General features: G+C 63.5%; 14 protein-coding genes. 7 read left to right on the forward strand and 7 right to left on the reverse strand.

The window, feature by feature from the left end; all coding sequences use genetic code 11:
• The first annotated feature begins 37 nt into the window (after nucleotides 1-37).
• The 3 genes from FHW96_RS04590 to ssb are packed head-to-tail and all read left to right on the forward strand — an operon-like array spanning nucleotide 38 to nucleotide 2,753.
• Complete coding sequence (locus tag FHW96_RS04590; protein ID WP_172339636.1) at nucleotides 38-289, forward strand: FeoA family protein; 252 nt, start codon at nucleotides 38-40, stop codon at nucleotides 287-289.
• A complete protein-coding gene (locus FHW96_RS04595; protein ID WP_172339386.1) occupies nucleotides 286-2,130 on the forward strand; it encodes a ferrous iron transporter B in 1,845 nt (614 codons plus the stop codon). Before FHW96_RS04590 ends, FHW96_RS04595 begins: the two co-directional genes overlap by 4 nt.
• Before the next feature lie 14 nt (nucleotides 2,131-2,144).
• Nucleotides 2,145-2,753, forward strand: a complete 609-nt coding sequence (ssb, locus tag FHW96_RS04600; RefSeq protein ID WP_172339387.1) for a single-stranded DNA-binding protein — start codon at nucleotides 2,145-2,147, stop codon at nucleotides 2,751-2,753.
• Between the two features lie 52 nt (nucleotides 2,754-2,805).
• Here ssb and FHW96_RS04605 read toward each other — a convergent pair whose 3' ends face one another.
• Nucleotides 2,806-3,321, reverse strand: a complete 516-nt coding sequence (locus FHW96_RS04605) for a DUF177 domain-containing protein (protein WP_172339388.1) — start codon at nucleotides 3,319-3,321, stop codon at nucleotides 2,806-2,808.
• A complete protein-coding gene (locus tag FHW96_RS04610; protein WP_172339389.1) occupies nucleotides 3,318-3,863 on the reverse strand; it encodes a ubiquinol-cytochrome C chaperone family protein in 546 nt (181 codons plus the stop codon). The genes FHW96_RS04605 and FHW96_RS04610 overlap by 4 nt, the downstream gene beginning before the upstream one ends.
• Nucleotides 3,864-4,064: 201 nt before the next feature.
• Between FHW96_RS04610 and FHW96_RS04615 the strand changes: the two genes are divergently transcribed.
• From FHW96_RS04615 to FHW96_RS04630, 4 genes are read left to right on the forward strand one after another with little or no spacing between them, the layout of a single operon-like run.
• Nucleotides 4,065-4,577 carry an outer membrane protein assembly factor BamE gene (locus tag FHW96_RS04615; protein ID WP_172339390.1) on the forward strand — a complete coding sequence of 171 codons (513 nt, stop codon included), beginning with the start codon at nucleotides 4,065-4,067 and terminating at the stop codon, nucleotides 4,575-4,577.
• Nucleotides 4,578-4,631: 54 nt separating this feature from the next.
• The gene (gene hslV, locus FHW96_RS04620; protein WP_305849680.1) at nucleotides 4,632-5,207 is read left to right on the forward strand and encodes an ATP-dependent protease subunit HslV; all 576 of its coding nucleotides are present in this window, start codon (nucleotides 4,632-4,634) and stop codon (nucleotides 5,205-5,207) included.
• A gap of 5 nt (nucleotides 5,208-5,212) precedes the next feature.
• Nucleotides 5,213-6,514 (forward strand): ATP-dependent protease ATPase subunit HslU, encoded by a 1,302-nt coding sequence (gene hslU / locus FHW96_RS04625; RefSeq protein WP_172339638.1) that lies wholly within the window; start codon nucleotides 5,213-5,215, stop codon nucleotides 6,512-6,514.
• A gap of 49 nt (nucleotides 6,515-6,563) precedes the next feature.
• Nucleotides 6,564-6,770 (forward strand): DUF1737 domain-containing protein, encoded by a 207-nt coding sequence (locus FHW96_RS04630; RefSeq protein WP_172339391.1) that lies wholly within the window; start codon nucleotides 6,564-6,566, stop codon nucleotides 6,768-6,770.
• A gap of 32 nt (nucleotides 6,771-6,802) precedes the next feature.
• Here FHW96_RS04630 and FHW96_RS04635 read toward each other — a convergent pair whose 3' ends face one another.
• The 5 genes from FHW96_RS04635 to FHW96_RS25940 all read right to left on the reverse strand — a co-directional run.
• Nucleotides 6,803-8,644: an ABC transporter ATP-binding protein/permease gene (locus tag FHW96_RS04635; protein WP_172339392.1), complete on the reverse strand. Its 1,842-nt coding sequence runs from the start codon at nucleotides 8,642-8,644 to the stop codon at nucleotides 6,803-6,805.
• Between the two features lie 49 nt (nucleotides 8,645-8,693).
• Nucleotides 8,694-9,617, reverse strand: coding sequence for a retroviral-like aspartic protease family protein (locus tag FHW96_RS04640; protein WP_172339393.1), 924 nt, complete (start codon nucleotides 9,615-9,617; stop codon nucleotides 8,694-8,696).
• Nucleotides 9,618-9,703: 86 nt separating this feature from the next.
• On the reverse strand, nucleotides 9,704-11,227 hold the full coding sequence (locus FHW96_RS04645) for an oligosaccharide flippase family protein (RefSeq protein ID WP_253950741.1): 1,524 nt from the start codon (nucleotides 11,225-11,227) through the stop codon (nucleotides 9,704-9,706).
• A gap of 24 nt (nucleotides 11,228-11,251) precedes the next feature.
• On the reverse strand, nucleotides 11,252-12,253 hold the full coding sequence (locus FHW96_RS04650; RefSeq protein ID WP_253950742.1) for a glycosyltransferase: 1,002 nt from the start codon (nucleotides 12,251-12,253) through the stop codon (nucleotides 11,252-11,254).
• Between the two features lie 163 nt (nucleotides 12,254-12,416).
• Nucleotides 12,417-12,612 (reverse strand): hypothetical protein (locus FHW96_RS25940; RefSeq protein WP_216650778.1); only part of this gene is annotated, 196 nt, incomplete at its 5' end.

Raw genomic sequence — 12,612 nt, forward strand, 5'->3', positions numbered from 1 at the left:
GCAGCGCAGAAGCATGAACGCGCTGCCGGATAAAGTGATGACGCTCGACAAGCTGCCCGTGGGGCAAACGGCCCGGATTGTGGCGGTCGACTGGGCCGCCCTTGTCGAGGAAGAAGCCTTGCGCCTGCGGGCGTTAGGGGTGGATGTCGGATCGAAATTGTCAGTGTCGCATCGCGGCGTGTTTGGCGGGGCCGATCCGCTGGCGCTGCGCGTTGGCCGCATGACGGTGGCGCTGCGCCGCGCCCATGCCCGCGCGATGCAGGTGATGTTGCTGGAGAACGGGCAATGAGCCGGTGGCACAAGGCCGCGCTGGTCGGAAACCCCAATGCGGGTAAGAGCGCCCTGTTCAACGCCTTGACCGGCGCGCGGCAGAAGATTGCCAATTATCCCGGCGTCACGGTTGAAAAGCGCGCGGGGCGGATGATCCTGCCCAATGGCGCGCCGATCGAATTGACCGACCTGCCCGGTTCTTATGGTTTGCAGACCACCAGCCCCGACGAGGAAGTCACCCGCAAGGTGATCCTTGGCGAACTGGCGGGCGAGCCTGCGCCCGATGTGCTGGTGATCGTGTTGGACGCCAGCAATCTGGAACAGCATCTGGTGTTCGCGCAGGAAGTCATCGCGCTGGGCAAGCCCACGGTGGTCGCGCTCAACATGATCGATCTGGCCGAACGTGACGGGCTGGTGCTTGATCCGCATGCGCTGTCGAATGCGCTGGGCGTGCCGGTGATCCCGACTGTGGCGGTGCGGCGGCGCGGCCTTGCCGAATTGGGCGAGGCGATTGCGCAGGCCGAGGGCCATTCCGGCGAGGCTCCCCATCCGCGTGCGCGCCTCGATATGGCCGAGCGGCGGATGGAGGCCCATGCCATTGCCGATGGCGTCATCATTTCGGAAAGCGCCAAGCATCGCCTGCATTCGCGGATGGACGATTTCCTGCTGCATCCGTGGCTGGGGCCGGTGTTTCTGCTGGGCCTGCTGTTCGTGGTGTTTCAGGCGGTGTTCGCCTGGGCCGCGCCTTTGCAGGATGGGCTTGAAGGCCTCGTCGGTCTGATCTCCGATGGGGTCAAGGCTGAGATGGCGCCCGGCTTGCTGCGTGATTTCATCACCGATGGCGTGCTGGCGGGCGTGGGCGCGGTGGTGGTGTTTCTGCCCCAGATCATCATCCTGTTCTTCTTCATCCTCGTTCTCGAAGCCACCGGTTATATGGCCCGCGCGGCCTTTTTGATGGACCGGATGATGGCGGGCGTGGGCCTGTCGGGGCGCAGCTTTATTCCGCTGCTTTCCTCCTTTGCCTGCGCGGTGCCCGGCATTATGGCGACGCGCAGCATCACCGATCCCAAGGACCGGCTGACCACGATCCTGATCGCGCCGCTGATGACCTGTTCGGCGCGGCTGCCGGTCTATGCGGTGATTATCGCGGCCTTTATTCCCAATCGCCCGGTGGGCTTGGTGGGGCTGCAAGGGCTGGTGCTGTTCGGCCTCTATGTGTTCGGCATCGTGGGGGCGATGGTGGTGGCGCTGATCCTGCGCCGTTCCGTGACGAAGGGCGCGGCCAGCGGTTTCATCATGGAAATGCCCAAATATCAGCTCCCGCGCCTGCGCGATCTGGGGCTGGGCCTGTTTCAGCGCGGTTGGATCTTTTTGCGCCGCGCGGGCACGATCATCCTTCAGGTGAACATCGTGCTGTGGCTGCTGCTCAACTTCCCTCAGGCACAAAAGGGGCAGGATCAGGTCGATGCCTCGTTCGCCGGGCATATCGCCAATGGGCTGGCCGTGGCGCTCAAACCTATCGGGTTCAACCGCGATATCGCGCTGGCGCTGATTCCGTCCATGATGGCGCGCGAGGTGGCGGTTTCTTCCCTTGCCACCACCTATGCCGTGGCGGCGGGCGATGAGGATACGACCGCCCATCAGCTTTCCGATCAGTTGAAAAAGCACTGGAGCCTGCCGACAGCGCTGGCCTTTCTGGCATGGTTTGTCTTTGCGCCGCAGTGCATTTCCACCATCGCCGTGACGCGGCGTGAAACAAATGGGTGGAAATGGCCCGCCTTCATGCTGGCCTATCTCTTCGCGCTTGCCTATGTCTTTGCGGGCATCACCTATTGGAGCGCGATCGCGCTGGGGTTCTAGGCTAAGAGGGTTTCATGGCAGGCAGCGTCAACAAGGTCATTCTGGTCGGCAATCTGGGGGCCGATCCAGAGGTGAAGTCGTTCCAGAACGGCGGGCGCATCGCCAATCTGCGCATCGCCACCAGCGAGAACTGGAAGGACAAGAACACCGGCGAGCGCAAGGAACGCACCGAATGGCACAGCGTTGTGCTGCAATCGGACGGTCTGGTAGGCGTGGCCGAGCGTTTTCTGCGCAAGGGTTCGAAGGTTTACATCGAAGGCTCGCTGCGCACCCGCAAGTGGCAGGACCAGAGCGGCAATGACCGTTACACCACCGAGATCAGTGTGGGCGTGGGCGGTGTGCTGACCATGCTGGACGGTCCGCAGGGCGGCGGTCAGGGCGGCGGCGGCATGGGCGGCGGCAGCCGTTCGGGCGGCGACTGGGGCGGCGGTTCGTCGGGCGGGGCGTCCTCGGGCGGCTCTTCCTATGGCGGCGGTCGCTCGAGCGGTGGTTCGTCGGGTGGCGGCTCTTCGGGCGGCAGCGACTGGGGCCGCACTTCTGGCGGTTCGGGTGGCGGCTTTGGCGGCGGCTCGTCCTCGGGCGGCGGTTATGGCGAAGATCTGGACGACGATATCCCGTTCTGATCGGGGCCGTTCAGGTTGCGCCAAAAGCGAAGGGGGCCAGATGGCCCCCTTTTTATTTTTTCTTCAAAGCCTCCAGCGCCGCAAAGGGGCTGGTGTTCTCCTGCCCCAAAATGCCGGCCGCGCGCACCTTGGCCGCCTCGGGCCCCTCGGCAAAGGGATCGATGGACAGCGCCAGCGATTGCGCCACCGCCTCGCCCAGATCGAAACGTTCGCCCTCATAGGGGATGTCGTCGCAATCCTCCTCGCTCAGTTCGATTTCCTCATCCGGCCCGCCCTCGACGCCGCTTTCAGGCACAAAGCGCAGGTCCAGCTTCTCGCGGATCTTTTGTCGCAGATCCTCGGCCGAGATCGCGCAGGATTGCACCAGATCCGAGGACAGCGTGCCCTTGGCGCGGATAATCGCTCCGTCGCGGGTAATGGTGACGCTCGCGCGCAGATGGCCGATCGAGACGAGGTGAAAGCGCTTGGCCAGCGCCTTGCATTCCTCGACCGTGGCGGTCAGCTCGACCGGTTTCTCGTCCAGACGGCGGATGTCGAGAATGCGGGAAAATTCGGGTGTGTCGCTCATAGGGCGATCCTTCCTTCCAAAAGCGCGGCATCGTCAAGCGCGGCCAGATGATCGGCCAGTTCACGCGCGCCCCGCGCCAGCGCGGCCAGATCGGCGCCGGGCGCCAGCGTCAGATTGCGTTCGAGCGCGGCGGCCAGATCGGCCTCTCCGGCCAGCGCCGTGCGATAGGCGCCAAGACGCCCGCCCAGCACGCTCATCAGCCGCCCGATATGTTTGCCCACGACCAGATCGCCCACGCCCGATTCGCGCAATTGCCCGTCCATGTCGGTCACGAACAATTCGGTCAGCCGCACACTGGGCAGACGCAATTCCTCGATGCCTTCCATGCGCAGCAACGCCAGCGAAAGCACCAGCGTGATCGCATCGAATCGCCCCGCCAGCGTGTCGGCAATGCCGGGGCGGCCACCGGGGGCATACCATTCGCGCGAACGGGCCGCCGCGACAAGCGCGTGCCAGAGCGGACGCACCGCGGCGTAATCGTCGCTCTTGCCGCCAAACAGGCGCGAAAACAGCGAGGGCTTTTGTTGTGCAGCACTGGTCATGGCGCTTGGCCGCCGCTCCTTTTATCGTTCAGCCATTATTCAATCGCCCGACCCCAAGCGCGCGCATAGCAACGAGAGTTGCGCAGGCCGCCAAGGAGCCGTAAGGCGTTTTTCGGTAAGCATGGACTTGAGGCTTTGGCAATGTGGATTGGCGGAATATTCCCGCCGCGCAGGCCAGGCCATAGATGGAGCAGTAGCGGGATGCGGGCAGTTTCGGGCAAGCTGGCAAAGATCGGCGTTTTGGCGCCTCTGGCGCTGGCGGCGATGGGCCTTGGCGGCTGCACCACGGTGCGCGACCATCGCGGGTTCTTTGTTGATACGGCGCTGGTCGATTCGGTGCTGCCGGGCGTGGACAACAAGATGTCGGTCGAGCGCACGCTGGGCCGCCCCACCCTGTCGAGCCAGTATGGCGATCAGGACTGGTATTATATCGCCACCGACACCAAGCAGCTGGCCTTCCGCCGTCCGCAGCCGACGGCGCAGACGATCCTGCGCGTGCGTTTCGATGCCAAGGGCAATGTGCTGGGCGTTGATCGTGCGGGGATGGAAAAGGTCGCCCGGTTCAACCCGGACAAGGATCTGACCCCGACGCTGGGCCGCAAGCGGACCTTCCTGGAAGATCTGTTCGGCAATATCGGCACCGTGGGCGCGGCGGGCATGGGCGGCGGCCAGGGCGGTACGGGCGGCGGTCGCCCCGGCCCCAACGGCAGCTGATCTTTGGCATCAGGGCGGTCTGGACAAATGCCGGCCCGCCCCCATATGCCTTTCATGGATAACAGCAAAGCCGGCCACGGGCTGATCCAGTGGCATGGCACAACCATCGTCGGCGTGAAGAAGGGCGGCAAGACCGTCATCGCGGGCGATGGTCAGGTGTCGATGGGCAACACGGTGATGAAGCCCAACGCGCGCAAGGTGCGCCGTATTGGCGAAGGCGGCAAGGTGATTGCCGGTTTCGCGGGCGCCACGGCGGACGCCTTTACCCTGTTTGAGCGTCTTGAGCGCAAGCTGGAAACCCACCGGGGTCAATTGCTGCGCGCGGCGGTGGAACTGGCCAAGGACTGGCGCACCGACAAATATCTGCGCAATCTCGAAGCCCTGATGATCGTGGCGGACGCCGAAACCTTGCTGGTCCTGACCGGCAATGGCGATGTGCTGGAGCCTGAGGCGACTGAGAGCGGGACGATTACCGCTATCGGTTCGGGCGGCAATTATGCGCTGGCCGCCGCGCGCGCGGTGTCCGATTATGAAGAGGATGCCGAAAGGATCGCCCGTCGCGCGATGGCTGTCGCCGCCGAGATCTGCGTTTTCACCAATGACCGGGTTACGGTCGAGAGCATTGGTTGACCCATATGAATGACAATCTGACCCCCAAGGCGATCGTGCGCGCGCTTGATGAACATATCATCGGCCAGCAGGACGCCAAGCGCGCGGTGGCGGTGGCCTTGCGCAACCGCTGGCGGCGCCAGCGCCTCTCGGCGGATTTGCGCGATGAGGTGAGCCCCAAGAACATCCTGATGATCGGGCCGACGGGTTGCGGCAAGACCGAGATCAGCCGCCGTCTGGCCAAGCTGGCCGATGCGCCCTTTGTGAAGGTGGAGGCCACCAAGTTCACCGAGGTCGGCTATGTGGGCCGCGATGTCGAGCAGATTGGGCGCGATCTGGCCGAGGAAGCGATCCGGCTGGAAAAGGCGCGCCGCCGCGAGGCTGTGCGCGAGGCGGCCAGCAAGGCGGCGATGGACCGGCTGCTCAAGGCTCTGGTGGGCGATGGCGCCAGCGAGGCGACCCGCGAGAGTTTTCGTCAGCGCTTGAACGAAGGCGCGATGAATGAGGTCGAGGTCGAGGTTGAGGTCGAGGATTCGCCCTCCGCGCCGATGGAGATCCCCGGCATGGGTGGCGGTATCGGCATGATCAACCTGTCCGACATGCTGGGCAAGGCGATGGGCGGCAAGCCGATGAAGCGCCGCAAGATGCGCGTGGCCGATGCGTGGGACCGTTTGGTGGATGAAGAATCCGAAAAGCGGATGGATCAGGACGATGTGGCCCGCGTGGCGCTGGCCAATGCCGAGGCCAATGGCATCGTCTTCATCGATGAGATCGACAAGATCGCCGTATCGGACGTGCGCGGGGGTTCGGTCAGCCGCGAAGGCGTACAGCGCGACCTGCTGCCGTTGATCGAGGGCACGACGATTGCCACCAAATATGGTCCGATGAAGACCGACCACGTCCTCTTCATCGCCAGCGGCGCGTTTCATGTGGCCAAACCCAGCGATATGCTGCCCGAGCTTCAGGGGCGCCTGCCGATCCGGGTCGAGCTCAAGGCGCTGTCGGAAGAGGATTTCGTGCGCATTCTGGCCGAGACGCGCGCCAATCTGGTCGAGCAATATCGCGCCCTGTTGGGCACCGAGGAGGTGACCGTTGAATTCACCCCCGAGGCCGTGCGTGCCATTGCCCGCACCGCCGCGCAGGTGAACGAGAATGTCGAGAACATCGGTGCTCGCCGCTTGCAGACGGTGATGGAGCGGTTGCTGGAGGAACTTTCGTTCGAGGCCGAGGACCGGCGCGGGGAGACGATCACCATCGACAAGGCCTATGTCGAGGCACGGCTGGACAATCTCGCACACGACACCGATCTGTCGAAGTTCATTCTCTAAGGATACGGGGCGGCGGGAACGCGCCGCCCTATTTCAGGAAACCGGCCCGATGAGTGATAAAACCTATCAAACCCCCGATGACCGCCCGATCTACCGCCTGCTGACCGGCAAGGACGACCGCGCCTTTTGCGAGCGCGTGTCCGAGGCCCTGACGCAGGGGTGGCGGCTCTATGGCGCGCCCACGATGACGTTCGATGCGGAAAATGCCTGCGTGAAGGTGGGGCAGGCGGTGGTCTGGCACGAGGTTGTTATCTGAAAAAAAAAGGGCCGGTCGATCCGGCCCTTTCTTCATTCGGCGGCGTTGGCGACCGCTTCGCTCGTCTCATTAGCCTGCCGAGCCCACATTTCGGCATAGAGCCCATCCATCCGCAGCAATTGCGCATGGTTGCCCTGTTCGACGAGCCGCCCGTCTTGCAACACGAGAATGCTGTCGGAATCCACGATGGTGGACAGGCGGTGGGCAATCGACAGGCTGGTGCGGTTTTCCGACAGGGCGTGGAGCGTGGCCAGAATGTCCTGCTCGGTCCGCGTGTCGAGCGCGCTGGTGGCCTCGTCGAGCAAGAGGATCGGCGGGTTCTTGACCAGCGTGCGCGCAATCGCCACGCGCTGCTTTTCGCCGCCCGACAGTTTCAGCCCGCGCTCGCCCACCTCGGTGTCGAAACGCGCGGGCAGGCGCTCGATCAGGCCCGAGAGGGCCGCGGCATGCGCGGCGGCCTCGATCTGGGCGGGGGTAGCCTCGCCGGTCGGGTGGCCATAGCCGATATTATAGCCGATCGTGTCGTTGAACAGCACCGAGTCCTGCGGCACGATGCCCAGTGCCGCACGCAGCGAGGTTTGCGACACCTCGGCAATATCCTGTCCGTCGATCAGGATGCGGCCCGACCATGGATCATAGAAGCGGAAGAGCAGTCGGCCAATCGTGCTCTTGCCCGCGCCCGAAGGCCCGACCAGCGCGACATGATGGCCGGCGGGGACCTCAAACGACAGGCCGCGCAGGATCGTGCGGTCGCGGTCATAGCCGAACACCACATCCTCAAACACCACTGAGGGGCGGCGCACCACCAGCGCGGGTGCGCCTGGCTTGTCCTGCACCTCCTGCTCGGTGTCGAGCAGGCGGAACATGTCGGCCATGTCGATCAACCCCTGACGGATCGTGCGATAGACCATGCCCAGCATGTCGAGCGGGCGGAACAGTTGCGTGAGGTAGGTCTGGACGAAAACGAGCTGGCCCGAAGTATATTCCCCCTTGCTCCAGCCCCAGACCGTATAGGCCGTGGCCCCGGCCATCAGCAGGTTGACCACCAGCCCTTGCGCGATGTTGAGCATGCCAAGGCTGTTCTCGCTGCGCGTGGCGGCATCGGCATAGGCGCTTGTGGCGGCCGAATAGCGGGCCTCCTCGCGCTTTTCGGCGGCGAAATATTTGACCGTCTCGTAATTGAGCAGCGAATCGACCGCGCGTGACAGGGCCTGCCCGTCCAGCTTGTTCATCTTTTCGCGCAGATGCGTGCGCCATTCGGTGATCTTGCGCGTGACATAGATATAGGCCGCGATGCTGAAGGCCGTTGCCGCCACCAGGCCCCAGCCGAAGTTGATCTGAAAGATCACCGCGACGATGAACAGTTGCAGTACCGTGGGGGCGATGTTGAACAGCATGAAATAGAGCATCGTGTCGATGCTTTTGGTGCCGCGCTCGATGGTCTTGGTGACCTCGCCGGTGCGGCGGGCAAGGTGGAAGCGCAGTGAGAGCTGATGCAGCCGCGAAAACACGTTCTCGGCCAGAATGCGGGTTGCTTCCTGCCCCACGCGCTCGAACACGATGTTGCGCAGATTATCGAAGGCCACGCCCGCAAAGCGCCCCGCCGCATAGGCCACGACAAAGAGCATCGCCCCGGTCATCACCCGCGGCCCGGTGAGGTTCATCGCATCGATGGCCCATTTCAGGAAATAGGGCAGCGACATCTGCGTGGCGGTGGAGGCCAGAATGAAGACCACCGCCGCCACGATCCGCATCCGCAGATCGGGCCGGTCATGGGGCCACAGATAGGGCAGGAACCGTCGCAAGGTTTGCCAGCCATCATGGCGCGGCGTTTTGGCGGAAGGGGCGGGCGAGGCGGAATGTTCAGGAGGCATCGCCCGCCTATGTAGGGGGGAAGCGGCCAAACGCCAATGGCCGCTTCATTCAAGAATTGGGTATCGAGGCGGTGGGCATGTCGAACATCACCCGCTTGGCCACGAAATCAATCGCGATCCGGTCGAACAGGCGCAGCGTGGGCATGCCCAGCAGCAGCGCCGGACGCCGATCCAGCCCCATCAGCGCAAACGAGGGCGAGTCCGTATAGGCGATGGGCATGCCGGTGACCTTGAACCCGTCGATCGAAAATTGCCGCGCGGTGCCATATTCGGCCTGGATGCTCTGGCCGGTCACGCTTTGCAATTCGGTGTGGCCCTGCACCCGCGAGCCGAGCGCTTTTTGCAAGGCGCGGTTGCCCACGCTGACATCGGAACCGGTGTCGATCACCACGTCGACCTTGACGCCATCAATGACCGCATTGGTCATGATCAGCTCGCCATTATGGCGCTTGGCCTCGACGACGATTTCGAAGCCATCGGCGGCGGGATCCCGGCTCACCCGGTCGATCAGCGTCACCTCGTTACGGCGAAAGTCGATCATCACACGCTGGCCCTGAAGCCCGTCGAGGCCGATGATTCCATCCGCGCCCACATCATTGGCCAGCAGTATGGGCAATTGCTTGCCCTCCCAACTGCGGCGACCCAGCTTGAGCTTGTCGACATTGACCACATTGACCACGCGGGTTCCGGCAACGCCGGTCACCTGCGCCTGCTCCGTGCCGGTCACGCCCAGTCGCGCCGCGACCATGTCCGTAAGGACGGTCCGCTGCGCCCCGGTATCGACCATAAAGCGGAACGGCCCATGTTCGCGCACCGTGACCGGCACGGTCATGCGGTTATAATCGTCGGATTTGGCGGCGATGGTTTCGATGGGACCCGATGCGGGACGCGCAACCGGCAAATCAATAGCACCCGCACCCTCGGCGCTGGTGCTGGCCAGCGCAAGGGCCAGGGCGATGGCGGTCAGAGCCATGGCCATTCTCTCCTGCATATGCGGCTTATGCCGTCTAATGTATGAGTTATACGCCTATGCTGCAGCCTTGGCCAGCGCGAAGGGGATCAGACCCGCACCATTGTGCGCAGCAAAGGGTGGATTTTTCGGCCACCGGGCAAATGGGCAACAAGTCCGATCAGGTCATCGAGCGCCGGGTGGTGCAGCCCTATCATCGTGGCCAGCCACAGGCAGCCGCCCAACACAACATTGGCAAAAAGCAAGCCCGTAGAAATCACATAGGGCCCCGCCCAGAACAGATAGGTCATCCCAAGCGGGGTCAATGCTGCAAGACAGGCGATGGCGCTTTTGGCATAGATAAGCATCACCGCGCGAACATTGAAACCCGCGATGCCATGGATGAATCGGCCATAGAGCAGCACCCAGAAGGCACCATAGATCAACCGTGAAAATGCTGCGCCCTGCGTGCCCCACAGCAATGATCCTGCGGCCAGCAGGCTGAGCGAGACGGCGGTATCGACTATGTAAAGCCCGATCAGCCGGTTGGTGCGCCCCATCAGGACCGACAGATCGGTATGCATCGGCAGCATCACCAGAAAGATCTCGGTCAATGAAATGGTCGAGAGCAGCGGAGCGACCGCCATCCACTTTGCGCCGTAAAGGAGGCGCACCACCGGGGCGGCTGCCAGCGCCAGTCCCGCCATACCGGGCCAGATGATCGCCGTATAGCCCGCGATCACCCGCGCATAGGCCGGGCCCAGCGGATCACCGCGATCACGGATGCGGGCAAAAGCGGGGAAGAACACGCTGCCGATGGCGCCCGACATCAGCATACGGAACTGATCAGATAGGCTGGTCGCCCGGCTGTAGAGGCCAACCGCCAGCAGGCCGAGCAGTTTGCCCACAATCATGTCGGGCGTGCGCGTGCCCAGAGCCCCCCAGCCATAAAGGAAGGTGAGGCGCGAACCAGTGGTGACGATGGGTTTGACGCCGTCGAAACGCAAAGGCCATGGCAGGGCCGGACGCATCCATTGCGCAATGATCCCGCGCGCCGCGCCATTGGCCAGCGTGGCCCAGGCCAAAGCAAAGGCGGAAAACCCCATCGCTGCCAGCATAAGTGCGACGATGCCCTGCGCCAGAGCGCCGCCGACATTGACGCTGAAGTGGCAGCGGAAGCTCATCGTGCGGGCCATCAGCGCCATCGGCACCACCGCCAGCGGTACAAAGAGATAAGAGCCCGCAATGATCAGCAGCATCGGGGCCAGCGCGGGCTGATGATAAGCATGGGCCATGGGCAGGGCCAGCGCGGCGATCAGTCCGGCGACGACGAAGGAAAAGGTGAGGGCGACCGAACTGCATCGCGCCTGCGCCTCTGCGTCGATGCGGGGCAGGCCGGCGATATAGCGGGTAAGGCCGAAATCCTGCAGCACCGAGACGACCATGGCGGCGGCCAGTGCGATGGAGAACAGGCCGACTTCGGGAGGTGTCAGGAAAAAGCGCGAGATGATGACCGAAGTGAGGAACTGGATCGCAAAGGACAGATATTGCCCGGCCATCGCCCAGACGGCCGCGTTGGCTACGCTCATAGTGGCCGGTTCGCGGCCATCGTCGGCGGGCGAGGGGGCTGTCATGCGGCGGCGATCACGGGGTGGCGATCATGTGGTGGCGAGGGCAGCAGCAAGGCGCATGGCGCGCATAGGCTCGCCAAAGCGGACGAGGCGCGCGACCGTGCGCCACAGGCCATCGCGATTACCGCCATCGGTCACATGGCGCAGCAGCAGGTCAAAGCCTGAATCGCGCATGCCTGCCTTCGAATAGCGCAGCCCAAGGGCAACCTTTTCGCGCACCTGTCGCGAAATGCCTTCGCGCCCGAACAGCATGTCGAGCCCGTCAATGGGGGGGAGGCGGTCGAGATGCTCGGTGGGATCGGGGCGCCCGGTGAGGCGTTCGTGATAGGCAAGGCGGGCGATGGCCGCGCCGGTCTGCTGCTCGGTGGCGTGGCGGCTGGAGACCTGCCCCGCGTAATGGCGATAGTGGATCAGCTTGTCGGGCAGGCTGCACAATTTGGTGACCGAGGCGAGGCGCAGCCAGAGGTCGAGATCCTCGCAATGGCGGAAGGCCGCATGATAACCGCCAACAGCCAGCACGACATCACGCCGGAACATGGCGACCGGATGGCACATCAGATGCGCGCCGGTGTCGATGGTGGCGAGGAAGTCTTCGAAGGTGGTGGGGTGCATCGGGCCGAAGCAGGGGGTATGGTTGCCCTCTTCATCCATATCGTCGGCCTGTGCGCCCACAACCGCAAAGGCGGGGTTGGCCATGAGGAAGGCGTATTGGCGCTCGAAGCGTTCGGGCAGGCAGATGTCATCGGCGTCCATGCGGGCGATAATGGGCGCGCGGGCTTCTTGCAGCATTTGATTGAGGCTGGCGATGAGACCCCGGTTTTCGCGGATGATGGGGCGTACGCGGGTGTCGCGCGCGGCGTAATCGCGCAGCAGCTCGGGCGTGGCGTCGGTGGAGCCATCGTCGAGCGCAAGCAGTTCGAAATCGTCAAAGGTCTGGGCCAGAATGCTCTCGATGGCGGGGGCCAGAAACCGCTCGCCATTGTAGATGCTCATGGCGACGCTGATCCGGGGGGCGTCGGGCAGGCTCATTCCGTAGCGAATCCTCATGTGGTCAGGCGCGCAGCGCCGGCGTTTCCGATCAGGGGCACCTTAGGGGGAGGCGGTAAAGAAAGCGTATGCCGGAGGGAATGGGCCTGGCTGACGTGTTTTTTGCAATAAAATCATTGTGAAACAGATGGTTGAAATTAAAATGTCATATCTGCTCAGAAACAGGTTGACCGACTCGAGTGAGGGCCTTAGAGGCACCGACACCGCAGCGGTGAACGCCTCGCAAGAGATTGAAACTGCACGGTGTTACAGACATTTGGAACGGACGCTGTTTGCCCTGATTTGGAAAGATCAGGGATGGATAGCTGTCCGCTGTTTTTGTCGGTAGATCTTTGACATTC

The sequence above is a fragment of the Novosphingobium sp. SG751A genome (genome assembly GCF_013149295.1).
Classification (GTDB): Bacteria; Pseudomonadota; Alphaproteobacteria; order Sphingomonadales; family Sphingomonadaceae; genus Novosphingobium.

Coding starts and splice junctions, on each gene's coding strand:
- FHW96_RS04590 (WP_172339636.1), top strand. CDS start 38: ATGACGCTCGACAAGCTGCCCGTGGGGCAAACGGCCCGGATTGTGGCG.
- FHW96_RS04595 (WP_172339386.1), top strand. CDS start 286: ATGAGCCGGTGGCACAAGGCCGCGCTGGTCGGAAACCCCAATGCGGGT.
- ssb (WP_172339387.1), top strand. CDS start 2,145: ATGGCAGGCAGCGTCAACAAGGTCATTCTGGTCGGCAATCTGGGGGCC.
- FHW96_RS04605 (WP_172339388.1), bottom strand. CDS start 3,321: ATGAGCGACACACCCGAATTTTCCCGCATTCTCGACATCCGCCGTCTG.
- FHW96_RS04610 (WP_172339389.1), bottom strand. CDS start 3,863: ATGACCAGTGCTGCACAACAAAAGCCCTCGCTGTTTTCGCGCCTGTTT.
- FHW96_RS04615 (WP_172339390.1), top strand. CDS start 4,065: ATGCGGGCAGTTTCGGGCAAGCTGGCAAAGATCGGCGTTTTGGCGCCT.
- hslV (WP_305849680.1), top strand. CDS start 4,632: ATGGATAACAGCAAAGCCGGCCACGGGCTGATCCAGTGGCATGGCACA.
- hslU (WP_172339638.1), top strand. CDS start 5,213: ATGAATGACAATCTGACCCCCAAGGCGATCGTGCGCGCGCTTGATGAA.
- FHW96_RS04630 (WP_172339391.1), top strand. CDS start 6,564: ATGAGTGATAAAACCTATCAAACCCCCGATGACCGCCCGATCTACCGC.
- FHW96_RS04635 (WP_172339392.1), bottom strand. CDS start 8,644: ATGCCTCCTGAACATTCCGCCTCGCCCGCCCCTTCCGCCAAAACGCCG.
- FHW96_RS04640 (WP_172339393.1), bottom strand. CDS start 9,617: ATGGCTCTGACCGCCATCGCCCTGGCCCTTGCGCTGGCCAGCACCAGC.
- FHW96_RS04645 (WP_253950741.1), bottom strand. CDS start 11,227: ATGACAGCCCCCTCGCCCGCCGACGATGGCCGCGAACCGGCCACTATG.
- FHW96_RS04650 (WP_253950742.1), bottom strand. CDS start 12,253: ATGAGCCTGCCCGACGCCCCCCGGATCAGCGTCGCCATGAGCATCTAC.